The sequence below is a fragment of the Acinetobacter sp. AB03 genome, from assembly GCF_058107045.1.
Genome location: NZ_JBUEBA010000002.1, coordinates 2773313 through 2793437 on the forward strand (window position 1 = coordinate 2773313; position 20125 = coordinate 2793437).

20 protein-coding genes and 1 pseudogene are annotated in these 20125 nt (G+C 43.3%); 11 read left to right on the forward strand and 10 right to left on the reverse strand.

The genetic code is table 11. The features are described 5' to 3' along the window. Window positions 1-99 precede the first annotated feature (99 nt). The 4 genes and pseudogenes from ACY3FQ_RS13985 to truA all read left to right on the forward strand — a co-directional run. Window positions 100-1383, forward strand: a pseudogene (locus tag ACY3FQ_RS13985) (FimV/HubP-related protein); the annotation flags it as partial. Window positions 1384-1448: 65 nt separating this feature from the next. Continuing rightward, window positions 1449-2744, forward strand: coding sequence for a hypothetical protein (locus ACY3FQ_RS13990; RefSeq protein ID WP_201953517.1), 1296 nt, complete (start codon window positions 1449-1451; stop codon window positions 2742-2744). Window positions 2745-2793: 49 nt separating this feature from the next. Beyond that, complete coding sequence (locus ACY3FQ_RS13995) at window positions 2794-3762, forward strand: asparaginase (protein ID WP_279045464.1); 969 nt, start codon at window positions 2794-2796, stop codon at window positions 3760-3762. A 12-nt stretch (window positions 3763-3774) separates the two neighbouring features. Beyond that, window positions 3775-4572 carry a tRNA pseudouridine(38-40) synthase TruA gene (gene truA, locus ACY3FQ_RS14000; protein ID WP_201953514.1) on the forward strand — a complete coding sequence of 266 codons (798 nt, stop codon included), beginning with the start codon at window positions 3775-3777 and terminating at the stop codon, window positions 4570-4572. A 55-nt stretch (window positions 4573-4627) separates the two neighbouring features. On the opposite strand, the gene ACY3FQ_RS14005 is transcribed toward truA, so the two are convergent. Continuing rightward, window positions 4628-5635 carry an AraC family transcriptional regulator gene (locus ACY3FQ_RS14005; RefSeq protein WP_005400861.1) on the reverse strand — a complete coding sequence of 336 codons (1008 nt, stop codon included), beginning with the start codon at window positions 5633-5635 and terminating at the stop codon, window positions 4628-4630. A gap of 230 nt (window positions 5636-5865) precedes the next feature. Here ACY3FQ_RS14005 and infA point away from each other — a divergent pair, with 230 nt between their 5' ends. Continuing rightward, window positions 5866-6087 (forward strand): translation initiation factor IF-1, encoded by a 222-nt coding sequence (gene infA, locus ACY3FQ_RS14010; protein ID WP_004692529.1) that lies wholly within the window; start codon window positions 5866-5868, stop codon window positions 6085-6087. 586 nt (window positions 6088-6673) lie between these two features. Here infA and leuB read toward each other — a convergent pair. The 4 genes from leuB to leuC all read right to left on the reverse strand — a co-directional run bounded on the left by leuB (window position 6674) and on the right by leuC (window position 10556). Next, on the reverse strand, window positions 6674-7753 hold the full coding sequence (gene leuB / locus ACY3FQ_RS14015) for a 3-isopropylmalate dehydrogenase (RefSeq protein ID WP_201953510.1): 1080 nt from the start codon (window positions 7751-7753) through the stop codon (window positions 6674-6676). A 37-nt stretch (window positions 7754-7790) separates the two neighbouring features. Beyond that, window positions 7791-8351: a hypothetical protein gene (locus tag ACY3FQ_RS14020; protein ID WP_279045157.1), complete on the reverse strand. Its 561-nt coding sequence runs from the start codon at window positions 8349-8351 to the stop codon at window positions 7791-7793. A 99-nt stretch (window positions 8352-8450) separates the two neighbouring features. After that, window positions 8451-9101 (reverse strand): 3-isopropylmalate dehydratase small subunit, encoded by a 651-nt coding sequence (leuD, locus tag ACY3FQ_RS14025; protein WP_004692538.1) that lies wholly within the window; start codon window positions 9099-9101, stop codon window positions 8451-8453. Between the two features lie 21 nt (window positions 9102-9122). Beyond that, window positions 9123-10556 carry a 3-isopropylmalate dehydratase large subunit gene (leuC, locus tag ACY3FQ_RS14030; protein ID WP_087011311.1) on the reverse strand — a complete coding sequence of 478 codons (1434 nt, stop codon included), beginning with the start codon at window positions 10554-10556 and terminating at the stop codon, window positions 9123-9125. A gap of 499 nt (window positions 10557-11055) precedes the next feature. On the opposite strand from leuC, the gene ACY3FQ_RS14035 reads away from it, so the two are divergent. Then, window positions 11056-11292, forward strand: coding sequence for a DUF2061 domain-containing protein (locus ACY3FQ_RS14035; RefSeq protein ID WP_010325841.1), 237 nt, complete (start codon window positions 11056-11058; stop codon window positions 11290-11292). 159 nt (window positions 11293-11451) lie between these two features. Continuing rightward, window positions 11452-12309 carry a LysR family transcriptional regulator gene (locus ACY3FQ_RS14040; protein WP_010325840.1) on the forward strand — a complete coding sequence of 286 codons (858 nt, stop codon included), beginning with the start codon at window positions 11452-11454 and terminating at the stop codon, window positions 12307-12309. Between the two features lie 58 nt (window positions 12310-12367). Here ACY3FQ_RS14040 and ACY3FQ_RS14045 read toward each other — a convergent pair whose 3' ends face one another. The 3 genes from ACY3FQ_RS14045 to ACY3FQ_RS14055 form a co-directional block, all read right to left on the reverse strand. After that, window positions 12368-12874: a DUF2628 domain-containing protein gene (locus tag ACY3FQ_RS14045; RefSeq protein ID WP_010325839.1), complete on the reverse strand. Its 507-nt coding sequence runs from the start codon at window positions 12872-12874 to the stop codon at window positions 12368-12370. 70 nt (window positions 12875-12944) lie between these two features. Continuing rightward, window positions 12945-13190: a DUF2789 family protein gene (locus ACY3FQ_RS14050; protein ID WP_004978928.1), complete on the reverse strand. Its 246-nt coding sequence runs from the start codon at window positions 13188-13190 to the stop codon at window positions 12945-12947. Between the two features lie 217 nt (window positions 13191-13407). Beyond that, window positions 13408-14058 carry an HAD family hydrolase gene (locus ACY3FQ_RS14055; protein WP_010325837.1) on the reverse strand — a complete coding sequence of 217 codons (651 nt, stop codon included), beginning with the start codon at window positions 14056-14058 and terminating at the stop codon, window positions 13408-13410. A 182-nt stretch (window positions 14059-14240) separates the two neighbouring features. On the opposite strand from ACY3FQ_RS14055, the gene ACY3FQ_RS14060 reads away from it, so the two are divergent. Further along, the gene (locus ACY3FQ_RS14060; protein ID WP_004692547.1) at window positions 14241-14723 is read left to right on the forward strand and encodes an RNA pyrophosphohydrolase; all 483 of its coding nucleotides are present in this window, start codon (window positions 14241-14243) and stop codon (window positions 14721-14723) included. Between the two features lie 81 nt (window positions 14724-14804). Next, window positions 14805-17102, forward strand: a complete 2298-nt coding sequence (gene ptsP / locus ACY3FQ_RS14065; protein WP_010325836.1) for a phosphoenolpyruvate--protein phosphotransferase — start codon at window positions 14805-14807, stop codon at window positions 17100-17102. Between the two features lie 6 nt (window positions 17103-17108). On the opposite strand, the gene ACY3FQ_RS14070 is transcribed toward ptsP, so the two are convergent. Together ACY3FQ_RS14070 and ACY3FQ_RS14075 are read right to left on the reverse strand one after the other, a co-directional pair. After that, a complete protein-coding gene (locus tag ACY3FQ_RS14070) occupies window positions 17109-17297 on the reverse strand; it encodes a DUF7230 family protein (RefSeq protein ID WP_010325835.1) in 189 nt (62 codons plus the stop codon). Window positions 17298-17486: 189 nt separating this feature from the next. Then, window positions 17487-18101, reverse strand: a complete 615-nt coding sequence (locus ACY3FQ_RS14075; protein ID WP_010325834.1) for a LysE family translocator — start codon at window positions 18099-18101, stop codon at window positions 17487-17489. Between the two features lie 150 nt (window positions 18102-18251). Between ACY3FQ_RS14075 and ACY3FQ_RS14080 the strand changes: the two genes are divergently transcribed. Both ACY3FQ_RS14080 and ACY3FQ_RS14085 read left to right on the forward strand, forming a co-directional pair. Then, window positions 18252-18704: an Lrp/AsnC family transcriptional regulator gene (locus ACY3FQ_RS14080; protein ID WP_489774215.1), complete on the forward strand. Its 453-nt coding sequence runs from the start codon at window positions 18252-18254 to the stop codon at window positions 18702-18704. A 282-nt stretch (window positions 18705-18986) separates the two neighbouring features. Continuing rightward, window positions 18987-20123, forward strand: coding sequence for a DUF389 domain-containing protein (locus tag ACY3FQ_RS14085; protein WP_010325832.1), 1137 nt, complete (start codon window positions 18987-18989; stop codon window positions 20121-20123). The last annotated feature ends 2 nt before the right edge of the window (window positions 20124-20125 follow it).

Genomic DNA, 20125 nt, shown 5'->3' on the forward strand with positions numbered 1-20125 from the left:
AGAGGCAGGTTGGACATTTGATTTCTAGAGTTATTTGCATTTCTCTATTTTATCAAAATTCAACCTGCTTTTTTTTAGCATACTTTTTGATACACCACCCAAATTCAATCTGCACCTGGGGAACTGTTGTATGCAGAATTGAACTTTCACGATGCCGATCCGAATGCTCCGATTCAAGCCAGTCTAGCTAGCGCAGAAGATTTAATGTCTCTTGGTGTCATGCATCAGCCGCCCAGTAATCTGAACTTTTTTACCCGTCGTACCAGCGCCAGTACAGGTGTAATTACGATTACTTCTTCACGCCCTTTAACTGAAGCGGAACTGAACATTGTCGTCAAAATCAAAGAAGGCAATGCGGCACGACTACAACATATTAAAACAGCCAATAAACGCTCGGCAGCACTTCAAGCCCGTACGAATAATAATGAAAAAGCCTTAAAACCGGTGGTGATTGTCAATGAAAAAGATATTGCGCTGAACTTACCTGTCAGCACACAATTCAATAGCTTAAAAACAACAGCTGCGCCGACGACAAATACGACGCCTCTCAAACTCAATAACCATACCCCACCAAGCATAAGTGCGACCGCTATTACAGCGCCAACGCAAGTTATTTCAGTAGCCTCTACGCAAATTGCAGCAGCTGCTCAAACATCAGCTCCACGTGTTGAATCGATTACGCAAGCGAAAAAATCGGCAGATCCGTTAGTGCAAAAGTATGCCGATTCAGTTCAAAAATCAGATGCACCCATTTCAGCACAGGCTAACCCTCAAGCCACTCCATCGATAGCAAAAACAACACCTGCTGCCCCTGCAACTACTGCACGCCAAGCCCCACCTCAAAGTGCCCATGTTGTTCGGTCGAATGAATCTCTATGGGGCATTGCATCGCGTATTGCTGCAGAAGAAAACCGTCCTGTCGGTGAAGTCATGCAACAAATTAAAGCCAAGAACGAACATGCCTTTATTCAAGGCGACGTAAACCGCTTACGTCGTGGTGCCAACCTCAATTTAACAGGTCTACAAACGGCAAAATCAGAGCAAAAGGTCTCCGTTTCATCACTTCCAAAACAAAGCTCACAGCAATCTGGCAAGGCGAAATACCGCCTCAATCAAGCCGAGATGAGTTTGGTTGCAGAGAAAGAGCAAGATTCAAGCCACGGTTCTGCCAAGAAGTCGACAGAAAAGAATCAAACATCAAACGAGTTGTCATTAAAAGTTATGACATCCCGTGAAAAAACCGTTAAATTACAGAGAAACGTAACACAATTAGAAGTGGCACTTAATCAGAAAGATCAGAGAATTCAATTACTAAACGCTCGTCTTGCACAATTGCAACAACAATTGAAAGCACAACAAACTGAGAAAAAGCCAACACACTAAAGTGTTATTTTGATTATTTGATTTTGGATGAACTTGCACAAAGACAAGTTCAAAAGGGGTAAAACATGCTTATTTATGTGATTCCATTTATCTTACTATTGGTTGTTGCCATAGTCTTAAAAAAGCGTGAGGCGAGTAAAGAAGCAGAACCAAAAACTCAAAAAGCGGTTGCTGCAAAAAATAAAGCCAAAAAAACCAGTTCGTCTAAAAAATCCCCGCAACAAACTCAAGTCGTTGAAGATGTTGTTGCTAAAAAAGCCACGACACCACTCGCCACAGATCTACGTAATAAAATTGAAGGCCAAATTCGCGACCGCAATTTCTTCTCAGCTGAAGCACAAATCAACCAAGCCCTAAATAAAGACAATTCACAACACGAATTATATTTACTGCTGCTCGATATTCACTTGCTCCAAAAAGACGAGTTTGCCATCAGCCAATTGCTGAATCATTTACGTTCTTTAGAACTGGATGATATTTTGGCGCAAGCAGAAGCCAAAATATCGGATTACGATCAATTAAATCAAAACCCTAGCCATGACACACTTGAATCAAAGTCAATAGGAGTTGTTCCATCAACACCAAAACCTGTAGAAGCAACCAATACTGCTGACTTTGATGCCCTGATGTCATCAAATAATGCTGCGCCCGCTCCTGTGCAAGCTTCTGTTGTTGAACCAGTTCAAGACATTAAACCGCTTGATTTTGATACCTCAGCATTTACCACCACAACAACAGCTCAACCTGAACCGAGCATCGAAGTCCAAAGCTTAGAATTTGATATCTCAAGTTTAAATACACCAACAGCAGAACCCGCTAAACCTGCTGAAGAACGTAAACCACTCGATTTCGGTTCACTCTCTTTAGAAAGCACGCCGGCTCAACCAGCAGAAACTGCTGCAGCCGACATCCAACCTTTAGATTTTTCATTCAATCTCGACACAGCGCCAGAAGTAGAAACTTCACCGCTTGCTGCGGATGAGCGTCCTGAATTTACATTTGATTTTTCAAGCGAATCCACGGCTGAAGCGGCAAAAGACACCCCTGCTTTTTCTTTCGATACGGTTAGCTCAAGTGAAGCGATAGTAGAAGAAACTCCAGCAGTTGGTACGTCAAACCTCAGTTTTAGTCTAGAGTCTACTGCACCTGCCAATACGGTGGATCAAAGCGATCCTCTGGTACAGTCTTTCCCTCAACTGAGCGAAGTCAATGAAATACACTTAAACCTTGAATTGGCTGAGCAATACATTCAACTCGGTGCTTTCGAAGCTGCACGTGAAATTTTGGTTGAACAAGAACCAAACTACTCTATGGAACAACGTCAGCAAGTCGAACAGTTACTGAGTCGCATAGCATCCTAAGCCATTTCGTTTTAAACTAAAGCAGTCATCACCGACTGCTTTTTTTATAATGAAAAAAATTGCGCTTATCTATATGGGTGGAACCTTTGGCTGTATTGGCGAACCCTTACAACCAATGCCTGCCGAAGACTTTATTCCCAAGCTCACACATGTCTTGCCGATTCATCTCGACATTGAATGTTTTATTGCACCTGTCATTAAAGACAGTAGCGCCTGTACGGTTGCAGACTGGTTATTGCTGATTCAGCAGATTCAACAATTGCAACTGCAACAATTCCAGCATTTTGTCGTGATTCATGGCACAGATACCTTAAGCTATGCCAGTGCTGTCGCGGCACACTTTATTGCAGATTCCGCACGTGTGGTTTTCACAGGTAGCCAATATCCATTACTTAATGTACAAGGTACAGATACGCGTGAATTTAGCGATGCGATTAGTAATTTGAATTTTGCCTTAGATGCGGTGATGAAACATCCTGTCGGAGTGTATCTAGCTTTTCATCAACAGGTATTGCATGCGCAAACCGCGTTAAAACGACATACCACAGAACTGGATGCTTTTACAGGCGTCATGGCTGAACAGCCGATTCCACATAGCTTAAAAACACACATAGTACAAACAGGTGATGTAGAACAATCTCACCAATTCAATTGCCTCAATCTGATGATGCAACCTGTTGCCTTAGCTCAACAATTGCAGAATTTGAAAAACCTGCTTACAGCCCCACCACATTTCCTCATTTTGCAAGGTTTTGGAACGGGTAATTTAGCTGTGAATGCCGAGTTGATAGCACTTTTCGATGAATTTTACGCACAAGGCTGTGTTGCTATCTTAAGCACCCAAGTCCCTTTCGGCCGTACTGATCAGCGCTATGCAGTTGCCGCGTGGACAACTCAGGCCAAAATAATTGTCAGTGATTGCCTCGGGCATGCAGATCTGTATGCCAAAGCCCTTAAAATGTATTTACAATACCCCAGCGCTGAAGCACGCTTCAGCCATTGGCATGATTTGGGTTAATTTGAGGTACATATGCAACGTTTTGCGATCGGCATTGAGTTTTGTGGAACACACTATCGTGGTTGGCAAACCCAGCAAACAGGTGTGATCAGCGTACAAGAGACGATTGAAAAAGTACTCTCTAAAATTGCCAATGAACCGATTAGCTTACATGGTGCTGGTCGTACCGATGCTGGCGTCCATGCCACCAATATGGTGGCGCATTTTGATAGCTCGGCACTTCGTTCAGAGCGCGGTTGGTTAATGGGCAGCAACAGCCAACTGCCAAAAGATATCTCGATCCAGTGGATCAAAGCGATGGATCAAGACTTTCATGCACGCTTCAAAGCGCAGGCACGTCGTTATCGCTATGTGGTCTATAACCGCCCGCAACGCCCTGCTCTTATGTATAAACAAGTCACACATGCCTATTATGCATTAGATGTAGCGAAGATGATGCAAGCTGCTCAAAAGTTCGAAGGCACGCATAATTTTGAAAGCTTCCGTGCAGCCGCATGCCAATCCAATCAACCTGTGCGCCATGTCAGCCATTGTCGCTTAATTCAACATGGTCCATATTTGGTACTCGACATTCAGGCCGATGGCTTCTTACACCATATGGTCCGCAATATCATGGGCTGCTTACTGGAAATTGGTCAAGGTATGTATGAAGTCGAGCATATTGAGGCTATTTTCGCAGCAGAAGACCGCAAAGCCGCAGGCATTACAGCCCCTCCTGATGGGCTGTATTTCATTCATGCCGACTATCCAGCACAGTTTGAGCTACCTAAGCAACCGCTTGGGCCGCACTGGCTAAATATGCCTGAATAATTTATTTTTGAATCCTCCCCCGCCTGCTTTTTTAAAGGAGGTTAGGAGGGATTTCTTAACGCTGCTTACGCTTTCGATATTCCACTGGGGTTTCATTGGTCCAGCGTTTAAATGCACGATAGAAGGTACTTGGCTCAGAAAAGCCCGTCAAATACACGATACGCTCTACACTTTCAGCCGTATTGGCCAAAAGTTTTTTCGCCAAACGACAGCGATAATCAGACAAAATTTGCTGGAAGCTGGTATTCGCCTCACTAAGTTGTGTGCGTAACCGCCTTGGGGTAATACTGAGCTGTGAAGCCACTGTTTCAAGTGTGGTTTCACCACTTTCTAGGGTTGAACCTATCGCACGACGGACTTCACCCACCAAATCATAACGGGCTAATTCTTGAAGTTTTTCAATCGCTAACTGCTCATGCAGTTGCAATAATTCAGGTTCCGCTTGCCACAACGGATAAGCCAAAATACTTGGGTCAAAATATAAGCGGGTTTCTTTTTGCCCTAGACTAACCGGGCACTCATATACGCGGAAATACTCATCATCAAACGCGCCTTTACTGAAGTTAAAATCAATATAGATCGGTTCAAAGCGCCCTTCAGTAATAAATTTAAAGAACCGTAAAATACCTGACATCGCACATTCAGAAAAATGTCGATTGACCAAATTTTCAGCCCAAGGTTGTTCCCCATTGGTCAAATAACACCGGTCATCTTCAACCACCAACTTGGCATGAAAGGCATCACTGATCAATCGCTGATAAGCCAAAGCGCGCTTCAAGCCCTCACCAAAGTTTTCCGATGAAATAAACAAATGCTCAATTACTTGACCACGGTATAAAGGCAGATTTTCACCCAAATGTAGACCGATGTCTGGATCGCGACTCACCTCTTCTGCCGCCACCCAAAAAGCGTATTGTGCGCTCAAAGGCGTACGCTCATTGGTTTCCATCTGATTTAATGCAACACCCGCCTTTGTTAAAATCTCTTCTGTTGGCAACCCTGAACGACGAATCGCTTGGTAGCCTAATCGCAAGACAATCGATGCATCCGTTAGCTGACCCACGCTAGAACCTTCCTTGTATGTTCTTCATTTATACATAAAACATTAAAATTAGATTAACTGCGATTGACCGAACTGACAACAACTTATACAGTTTTTTTGTTGAAAATATTTATTCCTCTTGTTCGCTTATTTTACTGACAGATGATCAGGCAACCGCCCATTCCGCCTTGTTTTATGCAAAAAAATTGACTATAATTTGCGCCTTTCCAATTTATTCATTCAGGTAGGCTATGGCCAATAAAGAGGAACTCATCGAGTTCGAAGGCGTTGTCACCGAGACGCTTCCTAATACTATGTTTCGTGTACGTTTAGAAAACGGTCATGAAGTGATTGCTCACATCTCTGGTAAAATGCGTAAACACTATATTCGTATTTTGACTGGCGACAGTGTTAAAGTAGAAATGACACCTTATGATTTGTCTAAGGGTCGTATCACTTATCGTGCGCGCTAAGTTTTAGCGAAGCGAAAAAGCCACTTTTTAAGTGGCTTTTTTAATGTCTGCGCTCAGACTATACGTTATACATCGGCTATATTTAAACCAAAAATCAAACTATAATTAAATGAGTTATTGTCAGTTGTTTTAGTTCCATATGTTTCTTACTCCTTCAAGCTTGTAGCAGCTCTCCAGCACAACACCAGACCGTCGTTTCACCCGCTAAAATTGCGCTCCCCGACTATTTAGAACAATATATCGGCCAAGATGTATCGAGCATTCGGCGCGAACTCAACTTACGTCAGCTCGGTTATGAAACCTTAGGTGCGCCGATTCAAACACCAAACCAACTGAGTTATACCATTGTCAGACGGATTCAAATTCCAACTCCTATGCCCACTATGCGCAGTGACAGCAGTGTCGGTGCAATTCCTATTCCCACACATACACCATTTTATGATGTTCAGTTAGAGTGCCAAGTCCACTTTTTATTAAAAGATAATATTGCACAATCAATTCAATATCGAGGCAAAGCCTGCAAAGGTTATTAAATCTTGAGCATAAAAAAACGCAGCGGATGGCTGCGTTTTCAAATTGTTTTGGCTTACTTCAGTGCAGCCACAACCGCCTGCCCCATTTCCGCAGTACCCACTTTGCTCATGCCTTCAGACATGATATCAGCGGTACGCAAGCCTTGATCTAGGACACTGCCTACAGCATCTTCAATCGCTTGAGCAGCAGCTTCTTCACGGAAAGTATAACGCAACATCATAGCCACTGAAAGAATAGTGGCTAATGGATTGGCAATATTTTGTCCTGCGATATCGGGCGCCGAACCATGACATGGCTCATACATCCCTTTTGAATTTTCATCTAAGGATGCTGATGGCAACATCCCAATTGAACCTGTCAACATCGCGGCTTCATCAGACAAAATGTCACCAAATAAGTTACCTGTCACAATCACGTCAAACTGTTTAGGCGCGCGCACCAACTGCATTGCAGCATTATCAACATACATATGCGACAAGTTAATGTTTGGATAGTCAGCTTCTTTCATCGCCGTTACGGTTTGCTTCCAAAGCTCCGTCACTTCAAGTACGTTGGCTTTATCAACTGAACAGACTTTGCCGCCACGTAAACTGGCCATTTCAAAAGCCACTTTCGCAATACGCTTAATTTCAGACTCAGCATAAACGTCGGTGTTAAAACCTTGTTTTTCACCATTCTCAAGTTCACGAATCCCCCGTGGCTGACCGAAATAAATCCCGCCAGTTAATTCACGAACGATAAGAATATCAAGACCCGCTACAATTTCAGGCTTTAAGCTTGATGCATCTGCCAATTGCGGATACAAAATAGCTGGACGTAAGTTCGCGAATAAATTCAATTCACTACGAATTTTTAACAAACCACGCTCTGGACGGATCGAACGCTCAATGTTGTCCCACTTCGGACCACCTACCGCACCAAGTAAAATTGCATCTGCATTTTTAGCTTGTGCTGCGGTCACATCTGGATAAGGTGAACCGTGTGCATCTATGGCAGCCCCACCGAGTAGGCCCTGTTCCCACGTTAAACCTAAATTGAATTGATCATTGACTCGTGTAAGTACCTGTTCTGCGGCTTTTACAATTTCAGGACCAATGCCGTCACCAGCCAAAATCAAAATATGTTTAGACATGAAATATTCCATTGTTGGTGAGTTCTGACTCACACGATTAAAGTTTTTGTTCTACAAACTCGCCCAAGCCATTTAAGACATTGTAAGGTTTGCAAAAACGACGAATTGTTCTTTGGTTTTGTTTTAAATCGACACACAAAGGGTCAGGTGCAGACATATTCAATAAGCTTCCCTGATGTCGACTGCGTGCACGAAACATCCTAAAGGTGTAGCGTTCCGCAGGCTTAAAACGATGAATCACATGCAGCGTTTCAGCGCGATCGACCGAAACAGGATAGAAGCGAATCACCAGTTCATGTTGCCCCGCTGGCACTGACAGAAACAAGACATTCGCTTCATTCAAATCATCTCGTTTTAGACGCACGACCTTCTCTCGAATGGCCTCACGGCTGACGCGATGATTGTCTGCATTAACAATTTTGATCTGATTCCATCGTTCAAACTCGCAGTTCACTGTACCAGTACAATAAAGCTGCGCATTATTTTTACTCGCTGGGGTATCCTGAATCCGCTTAATGCTTGCCGTATTCATACTTTGGCAGGCAGTTAATGTTCCCACCAACGCCAGTAGAGCGATACGACTGTAACTCGTCACCATTGTTCAAGCCCAACCTTTACCAGTAGCAAAACGTTTAAAATTCTTTTGCTCGATATTAACAAGAGATGGACTCAAGCACTAGATGCATCGAATTTTCAATTAAGCATGAATTTCAGCAAACACCCACGGACGTGATGCTTTGGTCTTTTCTTCATAGGCTTTGATGTCATCTGCGACCTGTAAAGTTAAACCGATATCATCCAAACCATTTAACAAACAGTGCTTACGAAATGGATCCACTTCAAATGTGAAGGCTTCACCCGATGGTGTACGCACTTCTTGCGCGTCCAAATCAATCGTTAGCTGATAACCTTCTGTTGCTGCACATTCTTTGAAAAGTTGATCAACAATTTCTTCAGACAAAATCACAGGTAACATGCCATTTTTGAAACTATTATTGAAGAAAATGTCGGCATAGCTGGGCGCAATCACAGTACGGAAACCATATTCTTCCAATGCCCACGGCGCATGTTCGCGGCTTGAACCACAACCAAAGTTCGCACGAGAAATTAAGATGCTCGCACCTTGGTAACGTGGCTGATTCAATGCAAAATCAGGGTTTTTAGGACGTTTAGAATTGTCTTGCCCCAAAAAACCTTCATCTAAATAACGCAATTCATCAAATAAGTTTTCACCAAAACCCGTGCGCTTAATGGATTTCAAAAACTGTTTTGGAATGATCAAGTCTGTATCGACATTGGCACGGTCTAAAGGTGCAACGATACCTTGTTCAACGGTATATTTTTTCATGTCTATGCTCCCAAGCCCGAATTAAAATGAACGCACATCGACAAAGTGACCTGCAATCGCTGCTGCGGCTGCCATTGCTGGACTCACCAAATGCGTACGACCGCCATTGCCCTGACGACCTTCGAAGTTACGGTTAGAGGTCGATGCACAGTGCTCACCGGGTTGTAATTTGTCTGCATTCATGGCTAAACACATTGAACAACCTGGCTCACGCCATTCAAAGCCCGCTTCAATCAAAACTTTGTCTAAGCCTTCAGCTTCGGCTTGCGCTTTGACTAAACCAGACCCTGGAACCACCATGGCTTGTTTAATCGTACTTGCCACTTTTTTGCCTTTGGCAACTTCAGCCGCGGCACGAATATCTTCAATGCGAGAGTTGGTACATGAACCAATAAAAACACGGTCTAACTGAATATCTGCCAACGCCTGACCTGCGGTTAAACCCATGTAGTTATAAGCACGCGTCCAATCATTGCGTTGCACTTCATCTTTGGCTTGTTCTAAAGTTGGTACAGCTTGAGTCACTGGAATCACCATTTCAGGCGATGTACCCCAAGACACTTGTGGCTCAATCTCTTCACCTTGCAATACAACTACAGTGTCAAAATGCGCATCTGCATCCGAATGTAAGGTATTCCAATATGCAACAGCAGCATCCCACTGTGCGCCCTGTGGTGCATATGGACGGTCTTTGACATAAGCAATGGTTTTGTCATCGACAGCAACCATACCCACACGTGCGCCACCTTCAATCGCCATATTACATACCGTCATACGGCCTTCGATCGACATATCACGGAACACTTGACCACCAAACTCGATCGCGTGACCTGTACCACCCGCAGTACCAATTTTACCAATGATGGCTAAAACCACATCTTTCGGTGTTACGCCCTGACCCAATTGACCATCAACACGTACCAACATGTTTTTCATCTTCTTTTGAACCAAGCATTGGGTTGCCAATACATGCTCCACTTCAGATGTACCAATCCCGTGCGCCAAACAGCCAAATGCACCATGTGTTGCCGTATGTGAGTCTCCACAGACCACCGTCATACCTGGTAAAGTCAAACCTTGCTCAGGCCCGACTACATGTGCAATACCTTGACGGACATCATTAATGTCGAACTGCACCACATTAAAGGCTTTACAGTTGTCATCTAAAGTTTGAACTTGGATACGCGAAGTATCATCTTCAATACCTGCGATTCCCTCTGAGCGCTCTTTGGTCGATGTTGGAACGTTATGATCAGGGGTTGCCACATTCGCACTTAAACGCCATGGTTTACGGCCCGCCAGTTGTAGGCCTTCAAAGGCTTGCGGAGAAGTCACTTCATGTAATAAATGACGGTCGATATAGAGTAAAGCCGAGCCATCGTCGCGTTGTTTTACTAAGTGGTCATCCCACAATTTGTCATACAATGTTTTTGCTTGTTGGTTTTCGCCTGCCATGTCGATTGACTCCACTGGACTGGGTAATTCTTTCATTAAAATCGATTATAACGACGATTTCACATAAATCTAATTTATCATTTTTATTAATTTAAAAACTTTTTGGAATTATTTTAAATTCATACCTCTTTGTTTCAATCCCTTTGATTACAAGCCCTCACTGCTGGTTTTAATTCAAGCGCTATAGCCTATTTCTCAACCTGTTGTAGGCCTCGCAGTATATGTCTCTGCTCAGCCATGCAAGGTTTATCTCCCCTATTTAGACCAATACTTTTTAAGGCTCGCTTCGTTGATGTGAATAGTAAGACAGCGACCTATGCATAGACTAAAGAGTAAAATCTACAGAAGCTTGTTTTCTCACGTCAAATATTCCAAACAGTCGACTGCATCGCCTTGCATTCAAAAACCCAATCACGAGCAATCAAAATTTCATTTTGACTTTATTAATGATAATAATTACTATTTACAAATGAAAGGCATTATTGAGAGGGTATTTATCATGGCGAACATTCAGAAATTTGTAGCGAACAATCAGCGCATATTCAAAAAAACCCTAAGCTATTACATCATGCACATTACCGTGGCCATGATTGTGGCTTATTTTGTCACAGGTAACTTATGGATGGCGGTCACCCTCAGCTTATTAGAACCAACCGTGCAAGCCTTCGCATTCTTTTTCCATGAACGTATTTGGGAGAAAAAGAACTGTACTACCGAAGAAAATATTCCTGCTTAAGCCCTTATATCAAGCGCCCTCTCAACTCTCCAAAAGATCACATCAAGTGATCTTTTTTTATTTCAGTCCAGACCAAATAACCTATATTCATTTTAAAGATCGCAATTCATATAAAATTATTTTATAATTTAATTATACTTTCATAACTAGATTATCCTTATGAATCTTGCAGCCTTCGAAGCTTTTGTAAAAGTCATGGAAACCGGCTCTATTTCTTTAGCCGCAGATCAGCTCTTCATTACGCAACCTGCTGTAACCAAACGTATTCATAGTTTAGAAGAATATTTTGGTGTGAAACTGTTTGAGTCTGCGGGTCGTGGTGTACAAGCCACACATGCCGCGCATTCACTGCTGCCTAAAGTTAAAAACTGGCTCAATGAACTGGGTGACATTCATCACACCTTGAGTCATGAACAAGGCATGGTCCAAGGCAAACTCAAAATTGGCACCAGTCATCATATTGGTTTGCATCACTTACCGAGCCATTTACGTAGCTATGTGCAAAGCTTTCCAAATGTCACCTTAGATGTGCACTTTGTTGACTCCGAGCAAGCGCATGAAAAAGTACTGGCTGGCGACTTAGAATTGGCTTTTTTGACGCTTCCACCCAAACTCGATGAACGTTTGCAGTACATCACCATTTGGGAAGATCCTTTAGTTTTTGTAGCAGCACCGTTTCATCCGTTGGCACAAATGCAAAACCTACAACTCGAAGACCTGATTCAATACCCAAGTTTATTGCCTGCGTCACAAACCTATACCAGCCAAATCACACTAGCAGAGTTTGAAAAACAAGGGCTGAAACCTAAAATCACCATGAGCAATAATCCACTCGAGTCGATTCGTATGTTGGCATCGATTGGACTGGGTTGGTCAGTGCTTCCAAAAACGATGATTAACCAAGACCTACAGCAGTTGAATGTGAAGTTCGAAATGAACCGTCAACTCGGTATGGTTTGGCATCCAGGCAGAACCCAATCTCGTGCGGTGCAAGAGCTGATTGCAATGATGAACTAAGCTTTGCAAGCATTAAAAAACCATCCACAAGGATGGTTTTTTATTTTGCGCAAGCGAATTAAGAAACACTAATAGCCAGTGCAGCCAGCCCAAGCCAAATCACCAGCAAGATCGAACCTACTATAAGATTTGTACCCCCACGATTTTCTAATTCCGTATGGACGTTTCCACTTCCCAACTGGCGAATTTTGGCAATCTGCTGATCGACATGATGCTTGTATAAGGTATTCTCAAACATTCCAAATGCTACGGCCAAGCCAATATTTGCACCAGAACTTTCAATCCCCAAAAATATTTCAACCATCCCTATGACCACAATTAAACCAATGGCCATAAAGCCATAACGGTACATTTTTCGATAAAATAACCAGACCACACCTAAGAAAAAGGCGGCAATATTAAAGCCTGCATATTGTTTCTTTGGCGTGATTTTTTCAAATTGAGCTTGATAGTAAGACTCATATTTCGCACCGACAAACAGGGCACGATCTTGTTCTAGTTGATTAACTGAAGCGACATGTTCTAAAGACGTAGAGTCAGGAAAAGTTTGATGATCGAGAGACATAAATTTCTACTTTTATCTTATTTTTATCAAGAGAGGCAAAGCTTCGACGCTCAGCCTCTTTAAGCTCAGTTTATTTTTGAATCAGTGAATCTTCATGCAGGGATTCATTCAGCTGATCTACAATGATAGCCCACTCACCATCCGATTTAATTTTTTCTGCCAAAAACTGACGTTGCGCTTCAGTCCAATACTCTGCGTCAACAATCGTGGTTTGTGCATTGAGCTGATGCGTTACAATAAACAACGCGATGGCCTCTTCACTCGCATCTAAACCGAGTTGCTCAAACAGGTGGGTCATTCTTGGTCGTACACTCATATTTTTCTCCACGCTTATGTTCTAATTTTTCATAGTCAAAATAGTTTTAGCCAAGGTTCAACATAGCATATTTGGTTAATTTTCCAAGATCAGCCTACCTCTAGCCCGATATTTTATTATCGCTTTACTCACTTTTCATTTTTTACGTCGATGCCTTTTAAATAAAAAAGACTGCCCGAAAGGAAAGCAGCCTTTTTAAACAAAGAAAGACAGATACTTAAATCGACCAGTCTTGAATTTCCCATGCCTGCTCTTTAGCCAATGCTTCTAGGCGGTCATCTGGATTGACGGCAATGGCATGGTCAGCATATTCAAGTAAAAAGCGATCATTGATGGAATCTGAATACGCCCAAGACTCGCTAACATCACGCCCTGCAAGCCATTGATCTAAACGCGTCAATTTGCCTTTTTGATAGCACGGCGTGTTGATCACTTTGCCCGTGTATTTACCCTCAACCACTTCAGCATTGGTCGCAATAATTTCATTAATCCCAAACTCACGGAAAATCGGTGCGGTAATAAAATCAGAGGTTGCGGTAATGCCAACCAAAGCATGTCCAGCATCGCGGTGTTTTTCAATGGCTGTAAAACCTTCAGGACGCATTTGCGGGCGAATCACTTTGTGCATGAACAGCTCATGCAGTTCAGTAAGGTAGGTATTGTCATGTTGGGTTAGAAATTCAAACACAAATTCATTATAGGCAATCGGGTCGAGCTGTCCTGCTTTGTAGTCTTCATAAAATTTATCGTTCATGGCGCGATGGCGAACTGGATCGACCAAGCCTTCATTCACCAAAAACTCTCCCCAAGAATGATCTGAATCGGTGTTTAACAAGGTGTGATCGAGATCAAATAGCGCCAATTTCATGAAAATACTCGTAAAAACTGAAATTTAAGAAAAAATTTGTAAATCTATCTCCGCTAGTCGATAGAAATTCGTTAAGATCATAGCAATTTTAACATTTTTAAACTTTGCTTTTTTCGAGTTGGATACAGAAATAAAAATCCCCGATCGCAAAGTCATAAATTACACAATATTTAGGTAGCCAAATGATCGATTCGGAAGGTTTCCGACCCAATGTCGGGATCATTTTGGCAAACGAGTTTGGACAAGTTTTATGGGCAAAACGCATTGGACACAATGCTTGGCAATTTCCACAAGGAGGTATCCAATATGGAGAAACCCCTGAACAGGCACTTTATCGTGAGCTGAGAGAAGAAGTTGGCTTACTGCCCGAACACGTCCAAATTGTAGCGCAAACTAAAGGTTGGCTGCGTTATCGTTTGCCGCACCGATACATTCGTACAGATTCCGATCCCGTATGTATTGGACAAAAACAAAAGTGGTTTTTACTCAAACTCACTGCTCCCGCTCAGAATATTCGTTTGAATTTGTCTGATCCGCCTGAGTTTGACCAATGGCAGTGGGTCAGTTATTGGTACCCGCTGGGGCAAGTTGTGAATTTTAAACGCGATGTATACCGCAAAGCGATGGTGGAGCTGTGCAATCAGCTCCCTCAAAAAAAGCCTTAAAAAATCTAGACGTCCTACAGATTTTTTAAGGATCTCTTGTTATAAATAAGTTGGACGCACATTATTTTTGGAGTAGACGCGATGTCGAATATGCAACTGGATACCCTTCGACGCATTGTACAAGAAATCAATGCGTCCACCAGTTTGCATGAATCACTCGACATTATGGTCAACCATGTGGCGGAAGCCATGCATGTTGACGTTTGCTCCATCTATTTACTCGACGAACGCAATCAACGTTATTTATTGATGGCATCGAAAGGTTTGAACCCCGATTCGGTCGGCCATGTTTCACTGCATACCAGTGAAGGCTTGGTCGGTCTGGTGGGTCAGCGTGAAGAAATCGTCAACCTTGACAATGCACCGAAACATGAACGTTTTATGTACTTACCTGAAACAGGTGAGGAAATTTATAACTCGTTCCTCGGTGTACCGGTCATGTACCGCCGTAAAGTCATGGGCGTACTTGTGGTGCAAAACAAAGAGTCGCAAGACTTTAGTGAAGCTGCGGAATCTTTCCTCGTCACGCTCTGTGCTCAGCTTTCAGGGGTTATTGCGCATGCGCATGCGGTGGGCAATATCGATGTATTTCGTAAACCCAGCAATCTACCTGCCTACAAAACTTTCCAAGGTGTCCCAGGTTCAGGCGGAATTGCCTTAGGTCGTGCTGTCATTCTCTATCCCCCTGCGGATTTGGCGGCTGTCCCTGACCGTGAAGCCGATGACATCAGTGAAGAATTAGAACTGCTGGATCGTGCCCTCACCTCAGTGCGTGATGAAATCAAATCGCTTGATGACAAAATGCAAGATGCCCTCATGGCGGAGGAGCGCGCCTTGTTTAGCGTGTTCTTACGCATGTTGGATGAAAATGCACTACCCGCGGAAATTAAAGAACAAATTCGTGATGGTAACTGGGCACAAGGTGCGGTGCGTATCGTCATCGATAATCACATCGATCTGTTTGAACAGATGGAAGATGACTATCTCCGTGAACGTGCCGCGGACTTAAAAGATCTCGGACGACGGATTTTGGCTTATTTGCAAGAAGCCGACTCCAGCCACCGTGAACTTACCGATGAAAGTATTCTGATTGGTGAGGAAATCTCAACCGCAGCCTTGGTTGAACTGCCCGTCGATAAAATTGCAGCCATCGTAACCACCGAAGGTGCCATGAACTCGCATATGGTGATTGTGGCGCGCGCACTCGGTATTCCAACCGTGGTCGGCGTGACTGAACTGCCGATTAATACCCTCGATGATGTGGAAATGATCGTCGATGCGCACCAAGGGCGTGTGTTTATTAATCCACCTCGCCGTTTACGTAGTCGCTATAAAGAAATTCAAAAAGAAGAAGAACTGATTGCCAAAGATTTAAAACAGTATGAAACTAAAGATGCCATCACCCCTGATGGTATGGCAGTCAAACTGTTCGTCAATACTGGCTTGATGATTGATGTGGTCCGTGGTGTACAGCGCGGTGCCAAAGGTGTTGGTCTATATCGCTCTGAAATTCCGTTCATGCTACGTGATCGCTTCCCAGGTGAAGAAGAACAGCGTGCGATTTATCGTCAACAGTTGAGCCACTTTGCCAACAAACCTGTGGTGATGCGTACCCTCGATATCGGTGCAGATAAGGACTTGCCTTATTTTTCAATTGAGGAAGAAAACTCAGCTCTCGGCTGGCGCGGTATTCGCTTTACGCTTGACCACCCTGAAATTTTTTCTTCACAAATTCGTGCCATGCTCAAAGCCAGTATTGGTCTCAATAACCTACACATTCTACTGCCGATGGTGACCAGCGTCAGTGAAGTAGAAGAAGCGCTGTATTTACTGGAGCGTGACTGGGTCGCGGTACAAGAAGAAGAACAGGTCAAAATCACCAAGCCAAAAATCGGGATCATGGTCGAAGTACCAAGTGTCTTATTGCAGATTGAAGAGTTTGCCGAGTTGGTTGACTTTTTCTCGGTAGGTTCAAACGACTTGACACAATACTTACTGGCCGTTGACCGTAATAATCCACGTGTCGCCAATGTCTACTCACATTTCCACCCTGCGGTTTTACGTGCGCTCACCCGCTTAGTCAAAGAGTGTCATAAGTACAACAAACCGGTCAGTATTTGTGGGGAAATGGCGGGCGATCCTTTGTCTGCGATCTTACTGATGGCGATGGGCTTCAATACCCTATCAATGAGCTCAAGTAACATTCTGCGTGTACGCAAAGCCATTTGTCATGTCCCAATGCCAGATGCGGTCGAATTGTTAGAGCGTGCCTTGAAAATGAGTAATCCACTCATTGTGAAAAGTCAGATGGAATATTATTTTAAAACCCATGGTTTGGCCGACATGGTCAAATCCGCAACACGTATTGTGACAGCTTAAAGGTCTTTAAACCCAAGGAACGGACATTAAAAAAGGGAGATAATCATCTGAATATCTCCCTTTTTTGTGCTTGTCATAGCCTCGTTTTGCATTTTTCTTTCGGTCTACAAAGACTTGGCTTTGGTTGACTTCATGCATGTGTTTAGCCACGAAGTTGTGAATCACAACTTTTGGCTCAGCTTTCTTCTTTGCCATTTTTTTCACCTTGTTGATGTGATCATCTCGCTGATGATGCGGTAGAAATTTTACGCCTTTTTGAACGTATTACAAGCGATTTTGGCTGAACCTATATCCCCCAACTCATGCGCTATTTTTCAATTCAATTACAGGTTATGGCAATGCTTTATTTTGCACTGCCTTTGATCCATATGCTTAAAATATCGCTTAGATATCAAACTGTTCTAACAATAAAATCATCGCCATCAACATCATCAATGCCCCTGACACTCGACTGACCACCCTAGCAGCCTGTGGGCGTGTGCCCAAAACTTTTTGCGCACTAAATCCAACCAAGAAATAAACAGCCGCGCAACTCATGAGATGAATTCCCGCCAATAAAACAATTTGAGAGGTGGGCGACAAAGCCGCTTGCGGGTCGATAAAGGGCGGCAATAAAGCCAAAAATAACAACAGGACTTTCGGATTTAAGCCACTTAAATAAACCCCTCGAATGTACCATAACTTTGAAGATGCAATAGCAATCTGATCGCTGCTAATCGTTGCAGGGCGCATCGACAGGCTCAGCCCCATCCACAGCAAATAAACAGCCCCAACACCCGTGAGTACTTGAAGCAATACGGGCTGACTGGTCACCAATGTGCCCACACCCGCAGCAACAATCAGTGCCGCCATCAAATGCCCTGTTAATAAACCGGTTACCGCAGGCAAGACTCTTTTTCCCTGTATCCCCGACGAAATGGCATAGGCCCAATCTATACCTGGGGTCATCACAAACAGGATCGAAACACCCCAAAAAGCAATCATAATATTCAGTGACATCCTTTTCCTCTCTTATCCATCACCGTTTTGAGGTTTGACCCAATCAAAACATGATCTGTATCAAATAATTTTGAAAGGATATCCTTTAGGCTCTAAAATGTGCTTTCAAATATTTGTGCAATAACACCTAAAAAGGGGAGATTCTTCCACATGGATAAAATTGATAAGAAGATTCTTGCTGAACTACAAGCCGATGGTCGTTTATCTGTTACGGAGTTGGCGCATAAGGGAGGGCTTAGCCTCTCTCCTTGTCACCGTAGAGTCAAAGCCTTAGAAGATGCAGGTATTATCAAAGGCTATCGCGCACAGTTAGATATTTCACAACTCGGCTTGAATTTCTCCACCATTGTTTTTGTGACGCTCAAAAATGGCGATAAAGATTCGGTGCAAAGTCTTGAAGAAGCGATTCTTAAGGTTCCTCAAATTGTGAAAGCGCAGCGACTTTTTGGTGACCCCGACTACTTGCTGCATGTCGTGACCTATGACTTGGAAAGTTATCAAAAACTCTATGATGAGCACTTGTCAGCACTGCCAAATGTGCAACGTCTCATCTCTACCATGGTGATGAAAAATATTATTTCCAATCGTAGCGTCTTGTTCTAACAAGACTATGCTCTAGGGTCAGCTAAACATCTGCAATTGATCTGTCTTTTTCTGAATGGCCTCGCGATTTCAATAAAATCTTTCCTGCTCGGTGCTAAAAAGTCCTTGTTAATGAATGATGTTCAGCAAAATCGAGAAGCCTCGCTTCAATAAAAAGAAAGTGGCTAGAACATATTCTAAATTGAAGCGTGAATCATATTATTTCTCACCATTTTTTTGTTTGCTTCCCTTGATAAAAGCGCTAGATTAAATCTTAATCACATACAAAATAAGAGCATCACCATGCCACTCGAAAAAGACAAAGATGCAACCATTGTGGTCAAAGATATACCTGACCAAGAAAAGTATGAGTTTCTAAAAGAAAAAATTCGTTATAAGCAGGCCTTGCGCGAAAACTCCAAAAAAATTGACCACCAAAAAGTCCGATTAAACATCCAAGCGGATGCACTGCCAAGCAAAACCTTTTTTATTATGAATGCCTTGGCTGCTGTCATAGCAGGCTATGGACTACTGTCCAACTCGGCTGCGGTAGTGATTGGCGCGATGTTGGTTGCCATGATGCTGGGGCCAATTTCAGGTATTGCCTTGGCTTTAATTGATAACCGATGGCTGCTGTTTAAAACCGCGTTGTCCACTTTGTTACTTGGCGTTGCCATGATTTATAGCATTGGGATCATTTTAGGGCTGGTGAACTATGACCTGCCCATGACCAATGAAATTTTATCGCGCACGCAGCCAACCATTTTAGATTTGATGATTGCTTTAGCAGGCGGTGCCGCAGGTGCTTTTGCCTCAGTATCCCCTCGCCTATCTGTGGCCGTAGTGGGCGTCGCCGTTGCGACGGCCTTAGTTCCGCCCTTGGTGGCCAGCGGGATTTTATTTGCGCATATGGAATGGAAAAACTCAGCCAATGCATTTTTACTGGCAGTGACCAACATCTTCGCCATTCAGATTAGCTCATCTTTAGTCCTTTGGATTGCAGGCTTTAGACGGGGTTCCACCGAAGAAGTACAGAGTAATGTCAAAGAATTTCTCAAACGTAATGCTGTTAGCCTAATGTTCTTGGCACTTTTAGGGATTTATCTCTCACTCAACTTTTATGCGCTGCTCAATACACGGCTGTACGAAAGCAGTACCGAGGCGACCATTAGCACTGAGCTGAACCATGCCAATAATATTATTGATACCATCCAATACGATAAAAGAGATGATTTCACTTTAGTCCGTGTCTCTATCCGTGGAGATATTCCGCCTAGCCCTGCGCAAATTGCAGCACTCAATCAAAAGCTATTGCCAGACTTGAACGATAACCCAAGCATTGTTCAAGTCCGCTTTATTCCGATTGATATTATTCAGGCTGAAGACAGCCCCAACATCAAACTCGAACAAGATGAAGCACAAAAGCTTTCCGTACAATAAAG

Bases quoted from the DNA above. Each gene is read 5' to 3' on its own strand.
- ACY3FQ_RS13990 (WP_201953517.1), top strand. From the start codon at position 1,449: ATGCTTATTTATGTGATTCCATTTATCTTACTATTGGTTGTTGCCATA.
- ACY3FQ_RS14055 (WP_010325837.1), bottom strand. From the start codon at position 14,058: ATGAAATTGGCGCTATTTGATCTCGATCACACCTTGTTAAACACCGAT.
- ACY3FQ_RS14020 (WP_279045157.1), bottom strand. From the start codon at position 8,351: ATGGTGACGAGTTACAGTCGTATCGCTCTACTGGCGTTGGTGGGAACA.
- infA (WP_004692529.1), top strand. From the start codon at position 5,866: ATGGCCAATAAAGAGGAACTCATCGAGTTCGAAGGCGTTGTCACCGAG.
- leuB (WP_201953510.1), bottom strand. From the start codon at position 7,753: ATGTCTAAACATATTTTGATTTTGGCTGGTGACGGCATTGGTCCTGAA.
- ACY3FQ_RS14080 (WP_489774215.1), top strand. From the start codon at position 18,252: ATGGATAAAATTGATAAGAAGATTCTTGCTGAACTACAAGCCGATGGT.
- ACY3FQ_RS14045 (WP_010325839.1), bottom strand. From the start codon at position 12,874: ATGTCTCTCGATCATCAAACTTTTCCTGACTCTACGTCTTTAGAACAT.
- ptsP (WP_010325836.1), top strand. From the start codon at position 14,805: ATGTCGAATATGCAACTGGATACCCTTCGACGCATTGTACAAGAAATC.
- leuC (WP_087011311.1), bottom strand. From the start codon at position 10,556: ATGGCAGGCGAAAACCAACAAGCAAAAACATTGTATGACAAATTGTGG.
- ACY3FQ_RS14040 (WP_010325840.1), top strand. From the start codon at position 11,452: ATGAATCTTGCAGCCTTCGAAGCTTTTGTAAAAGTCATGGAAACCGGC.
- truA (WP_201953514.1), top strand. From the start codon at position 3,775: ATGCAACGTTTTGCGATCGGCATTGAGTTTTGTGGAACACACTATCGT.
- ACY3FQ_RS14050 (WP_004978928.1), bottom strand. From the start codon at position 13,190: ATGAGTGTACGACCAAGAATGACCCACCTGTTTGAGCAACTCGGTTTA.
- ACY3FQ_RS14070 (WP_010325835.1), bottom strand. From the start codon at position 17,297: ATGGCAAAGAAGAAAGCTGAGCCAAAAGTTGTGATTCACAACTTCGTG.
- ACY3FQ_RS13995 (WP_279045464.1), top strand. From the start codon at position 2,794: ATGAAAAAAATTGCGCTTATCTATATGGGTGGAACCTTTGGCTGTATT.
- ACY3FQ_RS14035 (WP_010325841.1), top strand. From the start codon at position 11,056: ATGGCGAACATTCAGAAATTTGTAGCGAACAATCAGCGCATATTCAAA.
- ACY3FQ_RS14060 (WP_004692547.1), top strand. From the start codon at position 14,241: ATGATCGATTCGGAAGGTTTCCGACCCAATGTCGGGATCATTTTGGCA.
- ACY3FQ_RS14085 (WP_010325832.1), top strand. From the start codon at position 18,987: ATGCCACTCGAAAAAGACAAAGATGCAACCATTGTGGTCAAAGATATA.
- leuD (WP_004692538.1), bottom strand. From the start codon at position 9,101: ATGAAAAAATATACCGTTGAACAAGGTATCGTTGCACCTTTAGACCGT.
- ACY3FQ_RS14075 (WP_010325834.1), bottom strand. From the start codon at position 18,101: ATGTCACTGAATATTATGATTGCTTTTTGGGGTGTTTCGATCCTGTTT.